At 71.1% G+C, this 22,338-nt stretch carries 19 protein-coding genes; 12 read left to right on the top strand and 7 right to left on the bottom strand.

What is annotated here, in order from left to right; all coding sequences use genetic code 11:
- Positions 1 to 3 precede the first annotated feature (3 nt).
- The 6 genes from ACFSDF_RS00095 to kdpF are packed head-to-tail and all read right to left on the bottom strand — an operon-like array spanning position 4 to position 7,673.
- Positions 4 to 681, bottom strand: coding sequence for a response regulator (locus ACFSDF_RS00095; protein WP_167000469.1), 678 nt, complete (start codon positions 679 to 681; stop codon positions 4 to 6).
- On the bottom strand, positions 678 to 3,224 hold the full coding sequence (locus ACFSDF_RS00090) for a sensor histidine kinase (protein WP_377155556.1): 2,547 nt from the start codon (positions 3,222 to 3,224) through the stop codon (positions 678 to 680). The genes ACFSDF_RS00095 and ACFSDF_RS00090 overlap by 4 nt, the downstream gene beginning before the upstream one ends.
- A gap of 13 nt (positions 3,225 to 3,237) precedes the next feature.
- Positions 3,238 to 3,885, bottom strand: a complete 648-nt coding sequence (kdpC, locus tag ACFSDF_RS00085; RefSeq protein WP_377155554.1) for a potassium-transporting ATPase subunit KdpC — start codon at positions 3,883 to 3,885, stop codon at positions 3,238 to 3,240.
- 34 nt (positions 3,886 to 3,919) lie between these two features.
- Positions 3,920 to 5,926: a potassium-transporting ATPase subunit KdpB gene (gene kdpB / locus ACFSDF_RS00080; RefSeq protein ID WP_377155552.1), complete on the bottom strand. Its 2,007-nt coding sequence runs from the start codon at positions 5,924 to 5,926 to the stop codon at positions 3,920 to 3,922.
- Positions 5,923 to 7,584 (bottom strand): potassium-transporting ATPase subunit KdpA, encoded by a 1,662-nt coding sequence (gene kdpA / locus ACFSDF_RS00075; protein ID WP_167000461.1) that lies wholly within the window; start codon positions 7,582 to 7,584, stop codon positions 5,923 to 5,925. Before kdpA ends, kdpB begins: the two co-directional genes overlap by 4 nt.
- Positions 7,584 to 7,673: a K(+)-transporting ATPase subunit F gene (gene kdpF / locus ACFSDF_RS00070; protein ID WP_167000460.1), complete on the bottom strand. Its 90-nt coding sequence runs from the start codon at positions 7,671 to 7,673 to the stop codon at positions 7,584 to 7,586. The genes kdpA and kdpF overlap by 1 nt, the downstream gene beginning before the upstream one ends.
- Before the next feature lie 143 nt (positions 7,674 to 7,816).
- On the opposite strand from kdpF, the gene ilvA reads away from it, so the two are divergent.
- From ilvA to ACFSDF_RS00045, 5 genes are all read left to right on the top strand, one after another.
- Entirely contained in the window at positions 7,817 to 9,094 is a 1,278-nt protein-coding gene (gene ilvA, locus ACFSDF_RS00065; protein ID WP_377155549.1) for a threonine ammonia-lyase IlvA, read from the top strand.
- Positions 9,095 to 9,268: 174 nt separating this feature from the next.
- Entirely contained in the window at positions 9,269 to 10,468 is a 1,200-nt protein-coding gene (locus ACFSDF_RS00060; RefSeq protein ID WP_167000458.1) for a CaiB/BaiF CoA transferase family protein, read from the top strand.
- Between the two features lie 29 nt (positions 10,469 to 10,497).
- Positions 10,498 to 11,346 carry a cyclase family protein gene (locus ACFSDF_RS00055; RefSeq protein ID WP_167000456.1) on the top strand — a complete coding sequence of 283 codons (849 nt, stop codon included), beginning with the start codon at positions 10,498 to 10,500 and terminating at the stop codon, positions 11,344 to 11,346.
- Entirely contained in the window at positions 11,339 to 12,814 is a 1,476-nt protein-coding gene (locus tag ACFSDF_RS00050) for an MmgE/PrpD family protein (RefSeq protein ID WP_182397118.1), read from the top strand. The genes ACFSDF_RS00055 and ACFSDF_RS00050 overlap by 8 nt, the downstream gene beginning before the upstream one ends.
- Before the next feature lie 25 nt (positions 12,815 to 12,839).
- Positions 12,840 to 14,303 carry a dihydroorotase gene (locus ACFSDF_RS00045; RefSeq protein ID WP_167000454.1) on the top strand — a complete coding sequence of 488 codons (1,464 nt, stop codon included), beginning with the start codon at positions 12,840 to 12,842 and terminating at the stop codon, positions 14,301 to 14,303.
- Between the two features lie 64 nt (positions 14,304 to 14,367).
- Here ACFSDF_RS00045 and ACFSDF_RS00040 read toward each other — a convergent pair whose 3' ends face one another.
- Positions 14,368 to 15,402: an MDR family NADP-dependent oxidoreductase gene (locus tag ACFSDF_RS00040; RefSeq protein WP_167000452.1), complete on the bottom strand. Its 1,035-nt coding sequence runs from the start codon at positions 15,400 to 15,402 to the stop codon at positions 14,368 to 14,370.
- A 180-nt stretch (positions 15,403 to 15,582) separates the two neighbouring features.
- Between ACFSDF_RS00040 and ACFSDF_RS00035 the strand changes: the two genes are divergently transcribed.
- The 7 genes from ACFSDF_RS00035 (at position 15,583) to ACFSDF_RS00005 (ending at position 21,897) form a co-directional block, all read left to right on the top strand.
- On the top strand, positions 15,583 to 16,407 hold the full coding sequence (locus ACFSDF_RS00035) for a VOC family protein (RefSeq protein ID WP_377155545.1): 825 nt from the start codon (positions 15,583 to 15,585) through the stop codon (positions 16,405 to 16,407).
- On the top strand, positions 16,404 to 17,363 hold the full coding sequence (locus ACFSDF_RS00030; protein ID WP_167000448.1) for a VOC family protein: 960 nt from the start codon (positions 16,404 to 16,406) through the stop codon (positions 17,361 to 17,363). The genes ACFSDF_RS00035 and ACFSDF_RS00030 overlap by 4 nt, the downstream gene beginning before the upstream one ends.
- A gap of 65 nt (positions 17,364 to 17,428) precedes the next feature.
- A complete protein-coding gene (locus ACFSDF_RS00025) occupies positions 17,429 to 18,739 on the top strand; it encodes a DUF4437 domain-containing protein (protein ID WP_167000446.1) in 1,311 nt (436 codons plus the stop codon).
- 98 nt (positions 18,740 to 18,837) lie between these two features.
- On the top strand, positions 18,838 to 20,277 hold the full coding sequence (locus ACFSDF_RS00020) for an FAD-dependent oxidoreductase (protein WP_243842813.1): 1,440 nt from the start codon (positions 18,838 to 18,840) through the stop codon (positions 20,275 to 20,277).
- An 89-nt stretch (positions 20,278 to 20,366) separates the two neighbouring features.
- Entirely contained in the window at positions 20,367 to 20,492 is a 126-nt protein-coding gene (locus ACFSDF_RS00015; protein ID WP_255490669.1) for a hypothetical protein, read from the top strand.
- Entirely contained in the window at positions 20,489 to 21,517 is a 1,029-nt protein-coding gene (locus tag ACFSDF_RS00010; protein ID WP_167000444.1) for a nitrilase-related carbon-nitrogen hydrolase, read from the top strand. Before ACFSDF_RS00015 ends, ACFSDF_RS00010 begins: the two co-directional genes overlap by 4 nt.
- Positions 21,517 to 21,897 (top strand): hypothetical protein, encoded by a 381-nt coding sequence (locus ACFSDF_RS00005; protein ID WP_167000442.1) that lies wholly within the window; start codon positions 21,517 to 21,519, stop codon positions 21,895 to 21,897. Before ACFSDF_RS00010 ends, ACFSDF_RS00005 begins: the two co-directional genes overlap by 1 nt.
- The last annotated feature ends 441 nt before the right edge of the window (positions 21,898 to 22,338 follow it).

The raw sequence follows: 22,338 nt of genomic DNA, 5'->3' as shown, positions 1-22,338 counted from the left end.
GGCTCACCCGACGAAGCGATAGCCGAGACCGGGCTCGGTGATGAAGTACGCCGGGTGTGCCGGGTCGTCCTCGAGCTTGCGGCGGATCTGCGCGAGATACACCCGCAGATAGTGAGTCTCGCGCTCGTACGCGGGTCCCCACACCTCACGGAGCAGCTCGGCCTGCCGGACGAGTCGGCCCCTCCGGCGCAGCAGCGCAGCCACGATCCGCCACTCGGTGGGCGTGAGGTGAACCTCGACGCCGTCCTTCGTGGCGGTCCCGTCGTCGACATCCAGGACGAGGTCACCGACCGCGACACGTTCGGTCGACGACGGCGTGGGCGCGCCCCGGCGGACCGCGGCGCGCAGCCGCGCCAGCAGCTCCTCCATCCCGAACGGCTTCGTGACGTAGTCGTCGGCTCCGGCGTCGAGCGCCTCGACCTTGTCGTCGGACTCGTGCCGTGCCGACAGGACGACGATCGGGACCGCGCTGGCCGCACGGATCCGGCGGATCACCGCCACGCCGCCGAGGTCGGGGAGCCCGAGGTCCAGCAGCACGACGTCGGGCTCGCGCTCGGCCGCGATCTGCAGCGCGGACCGTCCGTCCCCGGCCGTCTCGACCTCGTAGTCGCGGGCACGCAGGTTGATCCGCAGGGTGCGCAGGATCGCGGGGTCGTCGTCGACCGCCAGCACGAACGTCATCGCGTCTCCTCCTCGGGGGTCGCCGGGCTGCGCACCACGGCCTGGGGGAGCGTCAGGACGAACGTGAGTCCACCGCCCGGTGTCTCCTCCGCCTCCAACCTTCCCGACATCGCCTCGGTGAGGCCACGCGCCACAGCGAGCCCGAGGCCGACGCCGTCGCCCTGCGGGACGTCGCCGAGTCGCTGGAAGGGAGCGAAGAGGCGATCGAGGTCGGAGTCGTCCACGCCCGGGCCGTGGTCGACGACGCGGATACAGGTGCGCGGTGCGCCGTCGGACTCGACGTAGCCCGAGACCTGGACCAGGACACGGCTCGTGGTGTGCTTCAGCGCGTTCTCGCAGAGGTTGGCCAGCACCCGCTCGAGGAGCCCGGGGTCGGCGTAGGCGGGCGGGACGCCCTGCTCGCCCCGCACCTCCACGCGGTCGGCGTCGGCCAACGGGGCGACGGCGATCCGGGCCAGCTCGACCACGTCGACGTCGGTCGCGAGCACGGTGAGCGCGCCGGTGCGCAAGCGGCTCATGTCGAGGAGGTTCGCGACCAGCGCGTCGAGACGGTCCGCGGACTCCTCGATCGTCATCAACAGGTCTGCCTCGTCCTGCTCCGACCACGTGATGTCGTCGTTGCGCAGGCTCGTCACGGCTGCCTTGATCGCGGCCAGCGGACTCCGAAGGTCGTGGGAGACGGCGGCCAGCAGCGCCGTACGGGTCCGGTCCGCCTCGGCCAGCTCGTGGGCCCGCGCGTGCTCCTCGGCGGCGTGGGTGCGCTCGATCACGACGCCGGCGTGCGCGGCGTACGCCGTGACGAGCCGCCGGTCGGAGGCGTCGAGCGTGCGTCCCCGCAGGACGAGGAACGTCGACTCGTCGATCGGCACGTCCACGTCGGCGTCGGCCACACTCTCGGGGGCGTCGCCGTGCGCGACCGTCGTCGCCCAGCCGTCGCCGGTACGGGTGAGGATCGCCGCACCCCTCATCCCGAACACCTCGGTCGCCTGGGCGAGGAGGGCGGGCAGGCTCTCGCCGGCGCGCAGGAGGCTGTGCGAGAGCACCGAGAGGGCGTCGGCCTCCGCGGACGCGCGCCGCGCCTGCGCCGCACGGCCGGCGGCGAGGTCGACCACGGAGGCGACCGCGACCCCGACGACGACGAAGACCGCGATCACGGCGACGTACTGTCCCTGCGCGATCGTGAGCGTGTGGACGGGGGCGACGAAGAACCAGTTGAGAAGGATCGCCGACAGCACCGCCGCCAGCATGGCCGGGACCAGCCCGCCGACCAGCGCCACCACGACGACGACGCTCAGCATGAGCATCGACTCCAGCGTGAGGTCGTGGAGATCGTTGGTCGTGTAGAGCAGGAGGGCGGTCAGCGCCGGCGCGACCAGCCCGAGGACGTAGCCGAGGATCGTGCGCCCCCGCCCGAGGTCGGGGCGCCGGTCACGGTCGCGGGCACCACGCCGTGCCTCATCGTGGCTCACGATGTGCACGTCGATGTCGCCCGATCCCGCGATGACCCGCTCGCCGACACCGGGGCGGAACGCCGCCGACCACCGGGGTCGTCGGGACGCGCCGATGAGGATCTGGGAGGCGTTCTCGGCGCGGGCGAACTCGAGGAGACCGCCCGCGACGTCGTCCGCGACCACCGTGTGGAAGCTGCCTCCCATGTCGTGCACCATCGCGTGCTGGCGTGCGAGCTGGTCGGGGGACGTCCCCGAGAGGCCGTCGCGGCGGGTCACGTAGACCGCCATCCACTCGCCGCGGGTCGTCCGGCCGGCGATGAGCGCTGCTCGACGCAGGAGCGTCGGTGACTCGGGCCCGCCGGTCACGGCCACGACGATGCGTTCACGGGTGGGCCAGGTCGCGTCGATCCGGTGCTGCTGGCGATAGCGCGCCAGCCCCTCGTCGACCTGGTCGGCGACCCAGAGCAGGGCGAGCTCGCGCAGCGCTGACAGGTTGCCCTCGCGGAAGTAGCGGGAGAGCGCCGCGTCGACCTTGTCGGCGGCGTACACGTTGCCGTGGGCCAGACGTCGTCGCAGCGCCTGCGGGCTCATGTCGACGAGCTCGACCGCGTCGGCGCTGCGGACGACCTGGTCGGGGACGGTCTCGCGCTGGCGGATGCCGGTGATCGACTCGACGACGTCGTTGAGCGACTCGAGGTGCTGCACGTTGACGGTCGTCACGACGTCGATGCCGGCGTCGAGGAGCGCCTCGACGTCCTCCCACCGCTTGACGTGGCCGGCGCCGGCGACGTTGGTGTGCGCGAGCTCGTCGACCAGCGCGACCTCGGGGCGGCGGGCGAGCACCGCAGCGAGGTCCATCTCCTCGTACGTGGAGCCGCCGTAGGCGAGACGTTGTCGGGGGACGACCTCGAGGCCGTCGAGCTGCTCGGCTGTGCGTACCCGCCCGTGCGTGTCGACGTAGCCGACCACGACGTCGGTGCCGCGGGCGGCGCGGCGTCGTCCTTCGTCGAGCATCTTGTAGGTCTTGCCCACGCCAGGAGCGGCTCCGAGATAGACCCGGAGCCGCCCGCGGCGCGTGGGCGGGTGGTCCATGCCCGCCATCCTGTCAGCCCTTCGCGGCGTCGAGGATCGCAAGGTTGAGCAGCAGGACGTTGACGCCCTCCTCGCCGAGGAAGCCGAGCGTGCGCCCGGCGGTGTGCTCGGCGACGAGGTCGCGCACGGTCGACTGCTCCAGGCCGTGGGCCTCGGCGACGCGCGCCACCTGGAGGTCGGCGTACGCGGTCGAGATGTGCGGGTCGAGTCCGGAGCCGGAGGCGGTGAGGGCGTCGGGCGGGACGTCGGACGGCGCGACACCCTCCTCCTCGGCGACGGCGGCCCTCCGCTCCTCGATCAGGGCGAGGAGGTCCGGGTTCGACGGGCCGAGGTTGCTGGCGGCGCTGGCGAGCCCGTCGTACTCGGTGGCCGACGGGCGGGTGTGGAACAGCGTCGGGTCGTCGAACGTCTGCCCGATGATCGCGGAGCCGACAGGGCTGCCATCGACCTCGACGATCTGCCCGTTCGCCTGGTCATGAGCGACGACCAGGCCCACGGCCCAGACGGCGGCGGGATAGCCGATCCCGAGGATCACCGTGAGGACGAGCAGGATGCGCAACCCGGTGGCGGTCTGGCGCAGGAGTCCGGTGCCGAGCGGGACGCGGGCGGGTGCTGGGTCGGAGTCGCGGTCCGGGGAGGTGGTGGTCGTGGTGGTGGTCATGCGTGTGTCCTTCGATGGGCTCAGTCGTACGGGCTCAGAGTGCGGAGCCGAAGAGGCTCGCGAGGAGGAGGTCGATGATCTTGATCCCGAGGAAGGGCGCGATCAGGCCGCCGAGTCCGTAGACCAGGAGGTTGCGGCGCAGCAGGCCGGCCGCCGTGGTCACGCGGTACTTCACGCCCTTGAGCGACAGCGGGATCAGCGCGACGATGATGAGCGCGTTGAAGACGACCGCCGAGAGGATCGCCGACTCGGGGCTGTGCAGCCGCATGATGTCGAGACTCTCGAGGCTCGGGTACGCCGCGACGAACATCGCAGGGATGATCGCGAAGTACTTGGCGACGTCATTCGCGACCGAGAAGGTCGTGAGCGCACCGCGCGTGATGAGCAGCTGCTTGCCGATCTCGACGATGTCGATGAGCTTCGTCGGGTCGGAGTCGAGGTCGACCATGTTGCCGGCCTCTTTGGCGGCCGACGTACCCGAGCTCATCGCGACGCCGACGTCGGCTGCGGCCAGCGCGGGGGCGTCGTTCGTGCCGTCACCCGTCATCGCGACCAGGCGGCCGCCGGCCTGCTCCTGACGGATGAAGGCCATCTTCTCCTCGGGCGTCGCCTCGGCGAGGACGTCGTCCACACCGGCCTCCGCGGCGATCGCCTTCGCGGTGATCGCGTTGTCGCCGGTCACCATGACCGTACGGATGCCCATCCGGCGCAGCTCGGCGAACCGTTCGGCCATGCCGGGCTTCACGACGTCCTTGAGGTGGACCACACCGAGGACCTGTCCCGCACCGTGCGGGGGACGGACGGCGACGACCAGCGGCGTGCCGCCGTCCGCGCTGATCCGCTCGACGGCCGACTCGACGCTGGGCGGCAGTGCGGTCTGGTCGAGCCAGGCGAGGACGGCCGACGCGGCGCCCTTGCGGACCACCGTCCTGTCGGCGAGGTCGACCCCGGACATGCGGGTCGATGCGGAGAACTCGACGACCTGCGCCCCGGCCGGGAGCGGCACGTCAGGAGCACCCTGCGTGAGGGCGAGCTCCACGATCGAACGACCCTCGGGCGTGGGGTCGGCGAGGCTCGAGAGCCGTGCCGTGTCCCGCAGGACCTCGCGGTCCAGACCCGCCTGCGGGACGAAGGACGTCGCGCGCCGGTTGCCGTACGTGATCGTGCCGGTCTTGTCGAGCAGCAGCGTGCCGACGTCGCCCGCGGCCTCGACCGCACGCCCCGACATCGCGAGGACGTTGACGCGGACGAGCCGGTCCATGCCGGCGATACCGATCGCCGAGAGCAGCGCCCCGATCGTGGTCGGGATCAGGCAGACGAGCAGCGCGACGAGGACGAGCGTGCGTTGCGGCGCACCGGCGTAGTCGGCCATCGGCGCCAGCGTCGCCACGGCGAGCAGGAAGACGATCGTGAGGCTGGAGAGGAGGATCGTCAGCGCGTTCTCGTTGGGGGTCTTGCGCCGCGATGTGCCCTCGACAAGCGCGATCATCGTGTCGAGGAACGTGCTGCCGGGGGCCGCGGTGATCTTCACGACGATCCGGTCGGACAGCACGGTGGTGCCGCCGGTCACCGCAGATCGGTCTCCGCCGGCCTCGCGGATCACGGGTGCGGACTCGCCGGTGATCGCGGACTCGTCGACCGACGCGATGCCCTCGACGACGTCGCCGTCGCCGGGGATGACCTCGCCGGCCTCGACGACCACCCGGTCGCCGATCTTGAGGTCGGTGCCGGGCACCTCGGTCTCGATGCCGTCGCGCTCGAGGCGGCGCGCGACGGTGTCCTTGCGGGCAGCGCGCAGCGACGCGGCCTGCGCCTTGCCGCGCCCCTCGGCGACGGCCTCGGCGAGGTTGCCGAAGATCACCGTCAACCACAGCCAGACCGCGATCGCGATCGTGAAGAAGTCGGGGTCGGCGAGCGCGAGGACGGTGGTGAGGACGGACCCGACGAGCACCACGAACATCACCGGGTTGCGCCACATGTGGCGCGGGTCGAGCTTGGCCAGGGCCGTGGGCACCTGGCTCACGAGCTGGGAGAGGGTCATGCGAGGGCCTCCGCGATCGGACCGAGGGCGAGCGCGGGGAAGTAGGTCAGTCCGGTCATCACGAGGATGACCCCGACCAGCAGGCCCGCGAACAGGGGAGTGTGGGTGGGAAGGGTGCCGGCGGTCGCGGGGACCTTTCCCTGGCGCGCGAGCGAGCCGGCCAGGGCGAGGACGAACAGGATGGGCACGAACCGGCCGAGCAGCATCGCCGCGGCGAGCATCAGCTGGAAGAACGTGGACGTGACCGTGATGCCGCCGAACGCGCTGCCGTTGTTGTTCGCCGCCGACGTGAAGGCGTAGACGACCTCGGAGAAGCCGTGGCCTCCCGGGTTGCCCATCGCCGCCGCGGTGCTGGGCAGCGCGATCGCGATCCCGACACCGACGAGGACGAGGGTCGGCGTGGTCAGCGTGTAGAGCGCGACGTAGCGCATCTCGGTCGACCGGATCTTCTTGCCGAGCAGCTCGGGCGTACGACCGACCATGAGGCCCGCGACGAAGACCGCGAGGATCGCCATCACGAGGACGCCGTAGATCCCGGCGCCGACACCGCCCGGCGTGACCTCGCCGAGCATCATGTTCACGAGGACGGCGCCGCCGCCGGTCGGCGTGTACGAGTCGTGGGCGGAGTTGACCGCGCCGGTGGACGTTCCGGTCGTCACCGTGGCGAAGAGGGCCGACGCCCATTCCCCGATCCTGGTCTCCTTGCCCTCCATCGCGGCGCCCGCAGCTTGGGCGGAGTCGCCGTGCGCGCCGACCTCGGCCCACGTGGTGATCGCGAGCGAGGTGAAGAAGAGGCCGGCCATCGCGCCCAGCACCGCGTACCCCTGCTTGCGGTTGCCGAGCATCGTGCCCAGCGTCCGGGTGAGGGCGACGGGGATCAGCAGCATGAGGAAGATCTCCAGCAGGTTCGAGAAGCCGTTCGGATTCTCGAAGGGGTGCGCCGAGTTGGCGTTGTAGAACCCTCCGCCGTTGGTGCCGAGCTCCTTGATCGCCTCCTGGCTCGCCGCCGGGCCGGTCGTGATCGTCTGCTGCCCACCGGTGATCGTGTCCACGACCTGGTCGGCACCGAAGCTCTGCACGGTGCCCGCGATCACGAGCAGCACGGCTCCGATGAAGGCGATCGGGAGGAGGACCCGCAGGCTCACGCGGACGAGATCGACCCAGAAGTTGCCGAGCTGGTCCGAACGGTTTCTCGTGAAACCACGGATGAGCGCGACGGCGACGGCGATGCCGACGGCAGCCGAGACGAAGTTCTGCACGGCGAGGCCGGCGGTCTGGGCCGTCCAGCCGAGCGTCGACTCACCGGCGTACGACTGCCAGTTCGTGTTGGCCACGAAGGAGGCGGCCGTGTTGAGTGCCATCTCCCACGGCATGCCGTCCATGTCGCGCGAGTACGGCAGGAAGGACTGCAGCACCAGCAGGAGAGAGAGGAGGACCAGGCTCACGACGGAGAACCCGATGACGGCGAGCGCGTACGCGCGGGTGCTCTGCGTCGCGTCCGGGTTGACGCCGGCGAGCCGGTACAGCGGGCGCTCGACGCGGCTGTGCCGCGGGCTCTCGAGCGTCCGGGCGATGTAGTCGCCGAGGGGTCGGTAGGCAAGGGCCAGCAGGCCGACCACGGTGAGCAGGCTCAGCACGCCTGCGAGACCGTCGCTCATCAGAACCGCTCCGGGTGGATGAGGGAGGCGACCAGATAGCCGATCAGAAGGGCCACCAGGGTGATCAGGAGGCCGGTGTCAAGACTCATGAGGTCGAGTCAACGTCGCCGTCTCGGCGATCGGTGCGGCCTTGACGTGACCTTGACCGGCGTTGACGCGATCTTGATGCGCGGCGCCACGGCGCCTCACCCGGCTGCCGACGGGACCTTGCGGGGTCCCTAATGTGGACGGCGTGCCTGTGACCGCCGACGACATCGAAGCCGCGTACGCACCCGTCTCGCGGGTCGCGATCCGGACCCCGCTCGAGCGCGCCACCCGGCTCGGCGAGCGGACGGGGGCCGACGTGTGGGTCAAGCGCGAGGACCTGCAGGCCGTTCGTTCGTACAAGCTGCGCGGCGCGTTCCACATGATCTCCCGCCTCACCGCCGAGGAGCGTGGACGTGGCCTCGTCGCCGCGAGCGCCGGCAACCACGCGCAGGGCGTCGCCTACGCGGCGCGGGCTCTCGGCGCCACCGCCCGCATCTACCTGCCCCGCACCACGCCGCGCCAGAAGCGCGAGCGCATCGCCGTCCTCGGTGGCGAGCACGTCGAGGTCATCGTCGGGGGCGACACGTACGACGCGGCGAGCGCGGCCGCGTCCGCCGATGCGGCGCGCAGCGGAGCCACCGTGGTCCCGGCCTTCGACCACCCGCACGTGATCGCGGGACAGGGCACCGTGGCCATGGAGGTCGTGACGCAGTACGAGGCGCAGGCGGCGTCGGGGTCCGCGCCGGACGTGGTCGTGGTCCCGGTCGGCGGCGGCGGCCTGATCGCGGGGATGGCGGCGTGGCTCGCCGCGCGCCACCCGCAGACCCGTGTCGTGGGGGTGGAGCCGTCAGGCGCGGCGAGCATGGCTGCCGCGGTGCAGCACGGTGGTCCGGTGACGTTGGACGAGGTGGACGCGTTCGTCGACGGCGCCGCGGTCCGGCGCGTGGGCGACCACGCCTATGCCGTGCTCGCGGCGCTGGCGCGCGACGGGCACCCGGTCGAGCTCGTGTCGGTGGACCCGGGGCGCGTGAGCGAGGAGATGCTCGACCTGTTCGAGGTCGATGGCGTAATCGCGGAGCCTGCGGGCGCGCTGGCGGCCGCGGCCCTGCGGCTCCCCGGAGTCGTGGCGCCGGGCGAGTCCGCCGTCGTCGTGGTGTCCGGCGGCAACCATGACGTGAGCCGCTACGCCGAGGTGATCGAGCGGGCACTCGTGTCCAAGGGCGTCAAGCACTACTGGCTCGTCGACTTCCCGCAGGAGCCGGGCGCGCTGCGTCGCTTCCTCGACGTGGTGCTGGGGCCGGACGACGACATCACGCTCTTCGAGTACGTGAAGCGGCACAACCGTGAGACGGGGCCGGCGCTCGTCGGCATCGAGCTCGGCTCGCCCGCAGAGCTGCCGGGGCTCGTCCAGCGCCTCGCGGAGTCGCCGCTGCGCGCCCAGAAGCTGTCGCCGGACGACCCGGCCTTCCAGTTCCTCGTCTGAGACGCGCCGCCACCCACCGCCCTGCCTGGAACTATGTTCCAGGCACGACACCCGTTGACCCCTGCACGCCTTCGAGACGTGTGCAGGCAGGTTGACGGCGATCCGCGCGCGCCCCTACGCTGTCTGAAACAGCGTTCCATTTTGTGGAACGTCCGGGTGGAAGGATGCTCACGGATGTCGGACGGCCCGCTCACCGGACTTCGCGTCATCGACGCGTCGTCGATCCTCGCAGGACCGCTCTGCTGCCAGATCCTCGGCGACTTCGGTGCCGAGGTGATCAAGATCGAGCACCCCGAGCGCGGCGACAGCATGCGAGGGCACGGCGAGAGCAAGGACGGCGTGCCGCTGTGGTGGAAGGAGATCTCGCGCAACAAGCGCACGATCGGCCTGAGCCTCTCGGCACGCGAGGGCGCGGAGGTGTTCGAGCGCCTGGTCGCGACCGCCGACGTCGTCGTCGAGAACTTCCGCCCCGGCACGCTGGAGCGCTGGGGCATCGGCCCCGAGCGGCTCCTCGAGATCAACCCGGGGCTGATCCTCACCCGCATCACCGGGTTCGGGCAGACCGGCCCGTACGCGTCGCGCGCGGGCTTCGGCACGCTCGCCGAGGCGATGAGCGGCTTCGCGCACCTCACGGGTCAGCCTGACGGTCCGCCCACCCTCCCGGCCTTCGGGCTCGCCGACTCGATCTGCGGCATCGCCGCGTCGTCGGCGGTTTCGATGGCGCTGCTCGAGCGCGAGCGCAACGGCGGTCGTGGCCAGGTGATCGACCTCAGCCTGCTCGAGCCGATCATGGCGGCCGTCGGCCCCGGACCCACCGTCTTCCAGCAGCTGGGCACCGTCGGCCGCAGGAACGGCAACCGCTCGCACCACAACTCCCCACGCAACACCTACCAGACCAAGGACGGGCACTGGGTCGCGATCTCCACCAGCGCCCAGGCGATCGCCGAGCGCGTGCTCCGGCTGGTCGGACACCCCGAGGTGCTGGACGAGCCGTGGTTCGCCTCCGGCCACAGCCGCGCCGAGCATGCGGACCTGCTCGACGGCTACGTCGGCGGGTGGATCGGTGCACGCACCCGCGACGAGGTCGTCACGGCGTTCACCGAGGCCGGTGCCGCCGTGGCGCCGATCTACTCGGCGAAGGACCTTGCCGAGGACGTCCACGTCCGCGAGACCGAGATGCTCGTCGAGGTCGACGACGCCGACCTCGGTCCCGTCCTGCAGCACAACGTCATGTGGCGCATGTCCGAGACCGCAGGTCGGATCCGCTTCACCGGACGTTCCCCGGGCGCCGACACCGACGCCATCTTGTGCGACGAGCTCGGCGTCGACGCCGACCACGTCGCCGAACTCCGTAGCCGCGGCGTCGTGCGATGACGCCGCGCCCCGTACTCGACGAGGAGCACATGACCACCACTCCGGGCACCGCCTCGACCACCGACCGCCTGCTCGACGTGCTGCAGAGCGGCGTCCGGGTCATCGACCTCGGCCGTCAGCTGACTGTGGGCATGCCGCAGTCGCCGAACCACCCCGCCTACTGGCACGCCCACCCGCGTCGCCATGGCGACATGGTGCGCGCGGACGGCGGGTCGGCGGCCAACGACATCATCTCGATGGGCACCCACGTCGGCACCCACATCGACGCGCTCGTGCACGTGTCGCAAGACGGCAAGCTCTACGGCGACATCGACGTCGCCGACGCACTCGAGGGGGGTCGCTACGTCGAGCTCGGTGCGCACACGATCGCCCCGATGGTGCGTCGTGGGGTGCTCCTCGACGTGCCGCGGACCGTGGGCGTCGGACGGCTGGAGCCTGGCTACGAGATCACGGTCGCCGACCTCGAGGCGACCGTCGCGGCGCAGCAGACGCCGATCAACGAGGGCGACGTCGTGCTCGTGCGCAGCGGCTGGGGGCAGCACTTCGACTCCGGCGACGGCGCGATGTACCGCGGTCTGGACGCCGGCGTGCCGGGAGTGGGTGCGGCGGGCGCGCAGTGGCTCGCCGATCACAAGGTGCACGCCACCGGCGCCGACACCATCGCGTACGAGTGCCTGCCGCCGGGTGCCGGGCACGCCACGCTGCCGGCGCACCGCGTCCTGCTCGTGCAGAACGGCATCTACATCATCGAGGCGATGGACCTCGAGCAGCTTGCCGCCGAGCAGGTCACGAGCTTCATGTTCGTGCTCGCCCCGCTGCCGCTGTTCGGTGCGACCGGGTCCCCCGTACGCCCGCTGGCGGTGGTCGGTCGTGACTGAGGCGCCGGCACGACCCGCGCAGGCCACGCCCGCGCAGGCGACGACCGAAGCCGAGACGCTCGGCCAGGAGATCGCGCGCTTCGCCGTCTCGGCAGCACGCGACAGCATCCCCGCCGCGGTGACCGCGAGCGCGAAGCAGCGGATCCTCGACGTCCTCGGGCTCTGCGTCGCCGCGCACCGGCTCGACACCAGCGCCGCGATCGTGGCGTACGTCGCCGACCAGGGCGGCCACGCGCAGGCGAGCGCCGTCGGTGTGCCCGATCGCGTCACGGCCGCGCAGGCCGCGCTCGTCAACGGCGTCCTCGCGCACTCCCTCGACTACGACGACACCCACCTGCCGTCCGTGCTGCACCCCAGCGCGAGCGTCGTCCCGGCGACGCTCGCCGCGGCCGAGCACGCCGGCGCCGACGGGGCGCTCGCCGTCCGTGCGGCCGCGGTCGGGATCGAGGTGGCCGTCCGTCTCGGCATGGCCGGCTACGACCACGAGCTCGGCAACTCCGTCTTCTTCGAGCACGGCCAGCACGCCACCTCGATCACCGGGGCGATGGGCAGCGCCGTGGCGGCCTCGCTCGCGTACGGGGCCGACGAGCAGGGCGTCCTCGACGCACTCGGCATCGCGGCGTCGATGGCGGCGGGCATCATCGAGGCCAACCGCACCGGTGGCACCGTCAAGCGCCTGCACTGCGGGTTCGCCGCCCAGGCCGGCGTGAGCGCGGCGCAGCTCGTCCGGCACGGCTTCACCGGACCGCCGACGGTCATCGAGGGACGCTTCGGCTTCCTCGAGGCGTGGCTGCACGGCAGCCGCCCCAACCTGGACGCGGTCACCGAGGGGCTCGGGACGAGCTGGGCGGTCCCGGACATCTTCTTCAAGCCGTACCCGGCCAACCACTTCACGCACACCTCCGTCGACGCCGGGCTCGCGCTGCGCGCCCGTGGCGTGCGCCCCGAAGACGTCGCGAGCATCACGATCGGTGCACCCACCGCGGTGATCCGGACGATCGGTGCGCCGCTGGAGACCAAGCGTGCTCCGCAGACCGGCTACCAGGCGCAGTTCAGCGGCCCGTACGCGGTCGTCGCCGGCCTGCTCGGCGGTGGCGGTCTGGGCACCGGCCTCGACGACTACACCGACGCGCTCGCCCAGGACCCGGTGCGCCGTGCCCTGATGGCGAAGGTCGACGTCGTGCCGGACGCACGGTGCGACGCGATCTATCCGCACCAGTTCCCCGCCGTCGTGACCGTGACGACGACGTCCGGCGAGACGCTGGTCGAGGAGGTCCTCACCAACCGGGGCGGCCCGGCCCGCCCGCTGACCGGCGACGAGCTGGCCCGCAAGTTCCGTGACAACGTCGAGGGTCGCCTCGACGAAGACGCCGCGAACCGCGTACGCGCGCTCGTGGAGACGCTCGACGAGCAGCCTGCCGTCGCGTCCGTCCTGCAGCCCCTGACCGCCCTAACCTTCTCCTCGTGAGACGACGAGACCTTCGGAGGACCCCATGACCGACCTGGACCTGGTCATCAAGAATGCCGATGTCGTACTGAGCGGCGAGTCGGCCCCGCAGCGGGTCGACATCGGCATCGCCGGCGGGCGGATCGTCCGCCTCGAGCCCGACCTCCCGACCGAGGGCGCCCGCGTCGTCGATGCGACGGGACGCACGGTCTTCCCCGGCGTCGTCGACGCCCACCAGCACTGGGGCATTTACAACCCGCTGCGCGAAGATGCGGCGAGCGAGAGCCGAGCGTGCGCACAGGGCGGCGTCACGACGGCGCTGAACTACATGCGCACGGGGCAGTACTACCTCAACAAGGGAGGGACGTACGCCGACTTCTTCCCCGAGGTGCTCGAGCAGACCAAGGACAGCGCGATCGTCGACTACGCGTTCCACCTCGCCCCGATGACGAAGGGGCACATCGACGAGATCCCGTCGCTCATCAAGGAGCACGGGGTGACGTCGTTCAAGATCTTCATGTTCTACGGCAGCCACGGTCTGCACGGTCGCTCGACCGACCAGAGCGAGTTTCTGATGACCCCGGAGGGGGAGCGGTACGACTACGCCCACTTCGAGTTCATCATGCGCGGCATCCAGGCGGCGCGTGAGCAGTTTCCCGACATCGCCGACGAGATCTCGCTGTCCCTGCACTGCGAGACCGCCGAGATCATGAGCGCCTACACCAAGCTCGTCGAGGAGGACGGCTCGCTCTCCGGGCTCGAGGCCTATCACGCGTCGCGGCCGCCGCACTCCGAAGGCCTCGCCGTGTCAATCGCCTCGTACCTCGCGCACGAGACCGGCCTGCCGACGATCAACCTGCTCCACCTCACCTCGCGCAAGGCGGTCGAGGCCGCCGTGCTCATGGCCAAGACGTTCCCGCACATCGACTTCCGCCGTGAGGTCACCGTCGGCCACCTGGTCGCCGACTGCCACACCGCGCACGGCGTCGGCGGCAAGGTCAACCCGCCGCTGCGTCCGCGCGAGGACGTCGAGGCGCTGTGGGACTACATCGCCGACGGGACGATCGACTGGGTCGTGAGCGACCACGCGTGCTGCCGCGACGAGCAGAAGTTCGGCGCCGACCGTGACGACGTGTTCCTCGCCAAGTCCGGCTTCGGCGGAGCCGAGTACCTCCTCGCCGGCATGCTGACCGAGGGCCGCAAGCGCGGCATCGGGTTCGACCGCATCGCGCAGCTGACCGCGACCAACCCGGCTCAGCGCTATGGCCTGGGCGGCCGGAAGGGCGCGATCGCCGTCGGCATGGACGCCGACCTCGCGCTCGTCGACCTCGACCGTACGTGGACGGTGCGTGCCGAGGACTCGGAGTCGACGCAGGAGTACACGCCGTTCGAGGGCGTCGAGCTCACCGCGAAGGTCACCGACACGTTCGTGCGCGGCCAGCAGGTCTTCACCGACGGCGTGGTGACGGCGCAGGGCGGCGGTCAGTACCTGTCGCGTCCGGCACGCTGATCCGAGCGGCTGGGCTGCGGTCATCGCTGACGGCGACGACCGCAGCCCAGCCCGGCTCCACTTCTCAGTGGTGCGTCGGCTGAGCGACCTCGACCACGACCTTGCCGATGTTCTCGCCGGCCATCAGGCGTGCGAACGCCTCGGGTGCGTGCTCGAGCCCGTGCACGCGGTCCTCGAGCACCGTGAACGATCCGTCCTGGATCATCGCCGACACGGCCGCGACCTGGTCCGCGATCAGGTCGGTGTGGTCGTAGACGACCATCCCGTGGACGACGGCTCGGGCGGCCATGACGGCGCCCGCCCGCAGGCGCGTCGGGCTCGCCCCGTTGGTCTGGTCGATCAGCCCGATGAGCGAGACGCGCGCACCTCGCGCGAGGTGCTCGGCGACGCCGTCCAGCGTCGCCTGGTCAGCCATGTGCAGGTAGCCGTCGATCCCGGAGGGGCACGCCTCGTGCAGCGCGTCGAGCCAGCCGTCGCGGCGACCGACGACCGCGGCGTCATACCCGAGCCGCTCGAGGGCGACCGTCGCTTTCGCGTCGCTGCCGACCACGGCGACCGTGCGGGCGCCGGCGCCGCGGGCGAGCGCGGCGGCCACCGCGCCGACCCCGCCGGTCGCCGCGGTGACGACGACGGTCTCGCCGGGCTGGGGGCGCACGTGGCGGACATGGGCGGCGTACGCGGTGAGTCCGGGCATCCCCAGCGGTCCGAGGACGGCCGACAGCGGGACGCCTGCGGTCGCCCGTACGGGGACGAGCCCGCTCGCCGAGACCACCGCCTCGGCGGCCCACCCGGTGCTGGCCATCACGAGGTCGCCGATGGCCAGGCCGCTGTCTCCGGGATCGACGATCTCGGCCACCGCCGTGCCCGGCACCACGCCGCCGATCGGCAGTGCGGGCTCGGCGAGGTGGCCGTCGCCGAGGACGGACCGGATGTACGGGTCGAGCGAGAGGTCGAGCGCGCGGACGCGGACCTCGCCCGGTCCCGGTGTGCGTACGGAGGTCGTCGTGACGGCGAAGTCCTCGGGACGAGGGACTCCGTCCGGGCGTCGCGCCAGCGTGACGGCGGGGACATGTGCTCCGGTCGCGGTCGTGATCGACACGTGGGCTCCTCTGTGGGGCGCAAAAGGTGGGGGACTCCGCTCTGAAACGGCGTTCCAGACAGGGTAGTGCCATTGACGGCGGCTGGTGATCCGTCTAATCTCGGAACAGCGTTTCGGCCAGCGAAACCCGCGAGTGGCACCCCGGACGGTGACAGCGCGACATCCCGGTGAAGGAGAGTAATGACCCTGCTCGGTATCCGTGAGGCCGTCGTCGCCACCGCCGACCTCCCTGCCGCCGTCGCGTTCCTCCGTCGCGCCTTCGGGTTCGAGGTCGTCGAGGAGACCGACGGCGGGGCGCTTCTCGCTGCGGCCGGTGCGCCCGCGGGTCGGCTGCGCCTCGTCGCGCAGGATGCCGTGCCGCAGGACGCCGCCGCGTGGGACCTGGGGGTCCGCCTCCTGGGCATCTACAGCCGCGACCTCGAGCAGACCGTCGAAGCGATCGAGTCGGCCGGTGGAGCGTCGCGACGCCCGGTGAGCTATCCGTACGGAGCGGCCACGCTGTCCGAGCTGGTCGGCTACGGCCGCGACGGCGTCTGGTGGACCGTCCCGCAGGCCGTCACCGGCGCCCACCGCCCCAGCGACGCGTACGCGGCGGACCCGCAGCGTCTCCACTCCGAGCTCCACAGCGTGGTCCTGGTCGTCGACGACCACGACGACGCCGTGGCCTTCTTCGAGGCCGGTGGCCTCGGCACGGTCTTCGACGGCACGATGGCCGGCTCGGAGTTCGAGGAGCTGGTCGGGATGCCGGCCGGGGCTGAGCTGCGCCTGACCTTCATGGGCGGACCCGAGCACCGGCCGGCGCGGCTCGAGATCATGTCGTTCACCGGTGTCGCAGGGCAGCGGACGGACGCCGGCGGTGGCGTCCAGCGCATCGTCTACTTCTGCGACGACGTCGCGGCGACGCGTGAGGCACTGATCGCCGCCGGCGCGGAGCAGGCCGACGACGGCACGCTGCGTGGCCCTGCCGGGCTCGAGATCGCCCTCGTCCAGGAGGAGAACCGATGAGCAGCACCCTGGTCGGCGGCGTCAACGCCGCGTTCCTCGGCGTCAACGACCTGCAGGCGCACCTCGACCTGTACGTCGGTCAGCTCGGTTGGGAGATCGCGTCCGAGGGGACGCTCCTGGCCGACGAGGCCGAGCGCCTGTGGGGCGAGGGCGTCGGCGCTCTGCCGTACACCGAGCTGAGGGCCGCCGGAGCGGGCCACGGCCGCCTGATCCTCCTGCGGGTCCCCGACCAGGACGCGCCGGAGCACCCGATGCAGGCCGACACCGGGCTGATCGCGATCAACACCTATACCCGTGACATCACGCAGAGCCATAGCGACCTCACCGGGGCCGGTCTGCGGTTCCGTACGCCCCCGGCCACCTGGGCGGTGCCCCTGGGAGACACGCTCGTCTCGGTGACCCAGGGCTTCCTGCTGGCGCCCGAGGGCGTCGACGTGGTCTTCGTCGAGCCGGCCGCCGCGCGCGGCACGGCCGCGTGGGACGCCGATCCGGACCGTCACTACACCGAGCTCACCTCCGTCGTGTGCCACGTGCCCGACTTCGAGGCGGAGGCGGCCTTCTGGGGCCCGGACGGTCTCGGGCTCGACAGCTGGTACGACGTCTCATTCACCCACCCGGGCCTCGACGAGATGGCGCAGCTGCCGCCCGGGTCGACGATGCGCCTGTCGTTCCTGGCGGGACCGACGACGGCACGCGTGGAGGTCACCCGGCTGGACGATCAGACGCTGGGGGTGGACCGCCGTGCCGTCCAGCGCACCGGACAGCACCTGGGCCACACCGGGTGGCTGCTCGTGGTGGGCGATTTGGACGAAACACTGTTCCAAGTGCGCCGCCTCGGCGGTAGCGTGCTCTCCGAGGCGCACCGCGCAGCGGGGGCGATCTTCGGTGGTGGACGAGTCGCGTTCGTCGACACCCCGAACGGGCTCCCCGTCACCTTCGTCGAGGAGACGGGGTAGGTCCCGGTCCCTCCGGCCCGGCACGGGCGACCCGAACCGAGAAGAGCGAGAGAGAAGGAAAGACTGTGCGACCTCATGTTGAGCTGATTCAGGAAGACGACTACGTCTGGCACGCCGCGGAGCTGCCCGGTGGCGAAGGGCGGGCCAGCGAGCGGCGGCTGTCGGTCGACGAGGAGGACGGTTCGTCCTCGCTGCGCGTCGACTTCCACACCGACTGGGGCCGTGGTCCGGGCATCCACCACGCCAACACCGAGTACTACGTGCTCGAGGGCGAGATCGACTACGGCGGCCGCAAGATCGGCAAGGGCGGCTACGTGTACGCGCCCAAGGGTGTGCCGATCGACTACCTGCGGATCGCCGAGGGCACCAAGATCCTGCACTACCGCGAGTACGGTGACGCCGGGTTCGACCCGGTCGAGGCGCTGGCCGGTGCGCCGCGCTGGGCCGACGCCCGCGAGGACGTCATCGTCATCGACTCCGACGCGATGCAGTGGGACGCGGTGCCGAACCCCGGCCCGATGCCCGGCCTGTTCATCAAGTACCTCCACGTCGATCCGACGACCGGGTTCTACACCCGGCTCGTGCACGCGCAGGAGGGCTGGGCAGACCACCGTCTCGCGCACCACCCGTGCTATGAGGAGGCGTACACGACCCAGGGCCACATGGAGTACAACTTCGGCACCCTGGATCTCGGCACCTACTTCTTCCGCCCCGCGCGGGTCAAGCACGGTCACTTCACCACCATGGAGGGTGGCGCGACCTGGCTGCTGCGCTCGGACGGCGAGCTGGCCAACTGGTACACCCAGAACGAATGGGTGATGTGGGGTGGCGAGGGCGTCAACTACGGTCCCGAGGGACTGGACGAGACGCCGCACCCGGCGACCCGGTGGGCGCACTCGACGCACGCGATGGCGCAGCCGTGGCGCACCGACGAGGACATGCGTCAGCTGACCGCCTCGTGGCAGTTCCAGAAGGACCAGGGCCAGTACGACGCGCCGGTCGCGCATCACGGCTCGGGCGTCGACAAGGCCGCGATCGCGATCGCTAAGGCGATGGACGCCTACAACCTGCAGGGCGGCCACGACGGCCACGGCGACGGTCACAGCCACGACCACGACCACAGCCACGACCACGAGCACGACCACGAGCACGACCACGACCACGAGCACGCCGAGCCGGCGCGTGAGTCGATCAACCTCGACTGGGGCTGGGTCGGCAAGGCCACCGAGCACGCCGACGAGCGCACCGACACCCAGGCGCACAACTGGGGCGCGGGACGGGTCTGGAAGGCCGGCGACCCGATCCCGGCGCCGATCCTGTCGAGCATGCCCGTCCGCAGCCGCTCGCGCGGCCGCTGGGACGGCGACGGCATGTGAGCGTGTGGTCCGCCCCGCGCTTCGGCGCGGGGCGGACCACGCCCTTTACGGACCGCGCGAATGACGATCTGCCGACTCTTGCTCGGCGTCTACGAGGAGTGAGTTCCATCAGCACCGAGTCCCGCTTCGATGTCGTGGTGGTGGGTGCCGGCACCGCAGGCATCCCGTGCGCCATCCACGCCGCGCAGGGGGGAGCACGTGTGCTCCTCGTCGACAAGGACGCCCGTGTCGGGGGGACGTTGCACGTCACCGGTGGCCACATGGCCGCCGGAGGGACGCGCCGCCAGGCGGAGAAGGGTGTCGAGGACTCCGCCGAGGCCCACCTGGCCGACATCCGCCGCATCACCCGCGGCACGGCCCGCGACGACCTGATCAGCATCGTGGCCATGAACGCCGCCGACACGATCGAGTGGCTGCAGGACCGCGACTTCCCCTTCGCTCCAGAGACGCCGAGGCTCGTGTACGGCCACGAGCCGTACACGGTCGCACGGACGTACTACGGCAAGGACGAAGGGCTCTCGGTCTTCGAGGTGCTCAAGGAGGAGCTCGACCGTACGGTCGCCGAGCACGACCTGACCGTCTGGACCAAGACCCCGGTCGTGGAGCTGCGTCAGGACGAGACCGGTGCCGTCGTCGGCGTCAGCGTGCTGCGCGGCAGTGACGAGATCGCCGTCGACGCCGACGCGGTCGTGCTCGCGACCGGTGGCTACGCCGCCGAGCCGGAGCTCTTCGAGGAGCTCGAGGGGGCGCCGTTGGTGTCGGCCGCAGCCAAGACCTCGACCGGCGACGGGTTGCAGCTCGGCCTGGCAGCCGGTGCCGGACTGCAGGGTGCGGGCACCCACCTGCCGACGTTCGGTGGTCTCCCGGACCCGCAGAACCCCACGCGCGCCAACTGGAACGACCGTCAGCGCCTCACCAGCGAGCGGCCGCCGCGCGAGATCTACGTCGACCTGCACGGCAAGCGCTGGGTGCGCGAGGACGAGGAGTCCATCGACGAGAAAGAACGGGCGCTGGCGACGATCGCGGACCAGACCTTCTGGACGATCTTCGACGACGCGGCGCTGGCGCTGTCCACGGGCGACCTCAACGAGATGATCGTCGGCAAGGATCCCGACCAGGTGCGCGCGGTCGTCGACACCCGTCCGGGGCTCCACTCGGCGGACACGCTGGCCGAGCTTGCGGACAAGGCGGGGATCGACGTCGAGGGGCTTGCGACGACGGTGTCCGACTACAACGCGTACGTCGCCGCGCAGGACGATCCTGAGTTCGGGCGCACCTATCTGCCCGCCCCGATCGAGAAGGGCCCGTTCTACGCGCTTCGCAACCACGCGATCACGTTGGTGACGTTCCAGGGCCTCGACATCGACGACTCGTTCGCGGTGCGCTCCAACGGTGGCGACCCGATCCCGGGTCTCTATGCCGTCGGCGAGGTGATCGGTGCCGGCGCGACATGCGGCAACACCTTCTGCAGCGGCATGCTCATGACTCCCGCACTGACGTTCGGTCGCCTGCTCGGTTCGCGGCTCGCCGAGCGCTGATGTCGTCGCCCGTCACGGGGCGAATTACCTGACATATCGCGGAAACCTTCCCCTCGGAGCCCCTTGTTGTCAAGGATGAGCACATCGATTTGAAATGGCGTTTCGCTCACCGGAAAGGGGATATCGGCATGTTTGAGCACGCCGCGATGCAGGAGGCGTCGCTGACGGCGACGCCGATCGGCCAGGCGGTCGACGAGGCGAAGGCACTGGTGTGACAGACGCCCCGCGCTACCGCGCGCTCGCCCTGCAGACGGCGTGCCACTCGGTCAACGACTGCCCCGACACCGCGTCCGCGCGGTCGACGATCCGGGCAGGCATCGACCGGCTGCACCGCGAGATCACCGCCTCGGTGGCGACCTCCGGCGCCGACACCAGGCTCGTCGTCCTCCCGGAGTACGTCCTCACCGGGCCCCCGCGCGGGGAGTCGGTCCCGCAGTGGGCGGAGCGTGCCGCGCTCGCGGTGGACGGGACGGAGTACGCGCGGCTCGGTGAGGTGGCCGCCGACGTCGGGGTCTATCTGTCGGTCAACGCCTACGAGCTCGACGAGCACTTCCCCGACCTCTACTTCCAGGCATGCGTGATCTTCGACCCGGCGGGCGAGGTCGTGCTGCGCTACCGGCGGCTGAACTCGATGTGGTCGGTGACGCCGCACGACGTGCTCGACCGCTACCTAGAGCTGTACGGTCCGGACTCGCTGTTCCCGGTCGCCGACACGCCGATCGGGCGGCTGGCGCCGATGGCGTCGGAGGAGATCTTGTATCCCGAGGTCGCACGGTGCTTCGCGGTGCGCGGCGCGGAGGTCTTCGTGCACAACTCGTCCGAAGTCGCCTCGGCGCTGCTGTCGCCCAAGAACATCGCCAAGCTCGCGCGCGCGGTGGAGAACAGCGCGTACGTGGTGTCGGCGAACACGGCCGGCCTGTACGGCAGCGGGCTGCCGGAGATGTCGGGCGACGGGTCGAGCAAGGTCGTCGACCACCGAGGCCTCGTCCTCGCGGAGGCGGCGTCCGGTGCGTCGATGGCGGCGAACGCGGAGATCGATCTCGGCGGGCTGCGGGCCTTCCGGCGGCGGGTCGCGATGGAGAACGTGCTGGCGAGGCAACGGTTCGAGCTGTACGCGCCGACGTACGCGGGAACGGTCGTCCACCCCGCGAACCAGCTCGACGGAGTGCCGTCACGCCAGGACTTCCGGGCGACCCAGCAGCGCGTGATCACCGACCTGGTCGACCGGGGAGTCATCTGATGACGATCAACGACATCCTGCGCGAGAAGGTCGCCGGGGTGTGGGCCGGGACCTACACGGTGCTGCAGCCGGACGGCACCGTGCTCGAGCGCTTCGACAGCCGGCAGGAAGGCCGGATGGAGGGAACGGCCTGGACCGAGCGTGTGACCTACCTGCGCGAGGGTGAGGACCCGTACGAGCACTGGTACTCCGCGACCGTGGATGGTGACGAGGTGGCGTTCCGCAACACGAATATGTGGGGCGAGACCAGCCGGGTGGGTGCCGAGGCCGTGATCTTCTCGTTCGGCCGGCACGAGCGACCCGACGAACGCATCATAGAGGAGCGTCGCGTCCCCGGGGCCCTAGCGGTCGAGTGGGATCCGAGCGCCGCCGGCGTATGAGCACCGACGACGGGCGTCGCAGCCTCGCTCGGTGACCGGGTGCACGTCGCGGGACGGCCAGCGGGCTCGATCCCGCGGACTGGGACGAGACCCTGGCGATCAACGTCAACTCGGGTGCCGGCCTCACCGGCTATCGCGACGGGTGCGGCCTACGCGGCCTCGAAGTTCGGCCTGAGGGGCCTCTCCGACGCCCTCCGGCAGGAGGTGGCTCCGCTGGGGGTGAGACGGCCGTCGCCGTCGCCGCAAGGTTTGCCCAATCGGTCGCGTCATGAGGACGCGACCTCTGAAGAGAGGAACGAACGATGAATCCCTGGGACGAGGAGTTCCCGCTGCTGACCCGTCACCTTGGTGAGTGGGAGGGCGAGTACGTCCACCTGGATCCCGATGGCAACGAGGTTGATCGTCATGCGTCGCATCTGCGGATGTGGGTGCCGGAGGACG

Source organism: Mumia zhuanghuii (assembly GCF_042681565.1).
GTDB lineage: Bacteria > Actinomycetota > Actinomycetes > Propionibacteriales > Nocardioidaceae > Mumia.
Note: the sequence above shows the minus strand (reverse complement) of the source record. Positions and strands in the feature narration are given on the sequence as shown.

Bases quoted from the DNA above. Each gene is read 5' to 3' on its own strand.
- ACFSDF_RS00095 (WP_167000469.1), bottom strand. From the start codon at position 681: ATGACGTTCGTGCTGGCGGTCGACGACGACCCCGCGATCCTGCGCACC.
- ACFSDF_RS00090 (WP_377155556.1), bottom strand. From the start codon at position 3,224: ATGGACCACCCGCCCACGCGCCGCGGGCGGCTCCGGGTCTATCTCGGA.
- kdpC (WP_377155554.1), bottom strand. From the start codon at position 3,885: ATGACCACCACCACGACCACCACCTCCCCGGACCGCGACTCCGACCCA.
- kdpB (WP_377155552.1), bottom strand. From the start codon at position 5,926: ATGACCCTCTCCCAGCTCGTGAGCCAGGTGCCCACGGCCCTGGCCAAG.
- kdpA (WP_167000461.1), bottom strand. From the start codon at position 7,584: ATGAGCGACGGTCTCGCAGGCGTGCTGAGCCTGCTCACCGTGGTCGGC.
- kdpF (WP_167000460.1), bottom strand. From the start codon at position 7,673: ATGAGTCTTGACACCGGCCTCCTGATCACCCTGGTGGCCCTTCTGATC.
- ACFSDF_RS00060 (WP_167000458.1), top strand. From the start codon at position 9,269: ATGTCGGACGGCCCGCTCACCGGACTTCGCGTCATCGACGCGTCGTCG.
- ACFSDF_RS00055 (WP_167000456.1), top strand. From the start codon at position 10,498: ATGACCACCACTCCGGGCACCGCCTCGACCACCGACCGCCTGCTCGAC.
- ACFSDF_RS00045 (WP_167000454.1), top strand. From the start codon at position 12,840: ATGACCGACCTGGACCTGGTCATCAAGAATGCCGATGTCGTACTGAGC.
- ACFSDF_RS00035 (WP_377155545.1), top strand. From the start codon at position 15,583: ATGACCCTGCTCGGTATCCGTGAGGCCGTCGTCGCCACCGCCGACCTC.
- ACFSDF_RS00030 (WP_167000448.1), top strand. From the start codon at position 16,404: ATGAGCAGCACCCTGGTCGGCGGCGTCAACGCCGCGTTCCTCGGCGTC.
- ACFSDF_RS00005 (WP_167000442.1), top strand. From the start codon at position 21,517: ATGACGATCAACGACATCCTGCGCGAGAAGGTCGCCGGGGTGTGGGCC.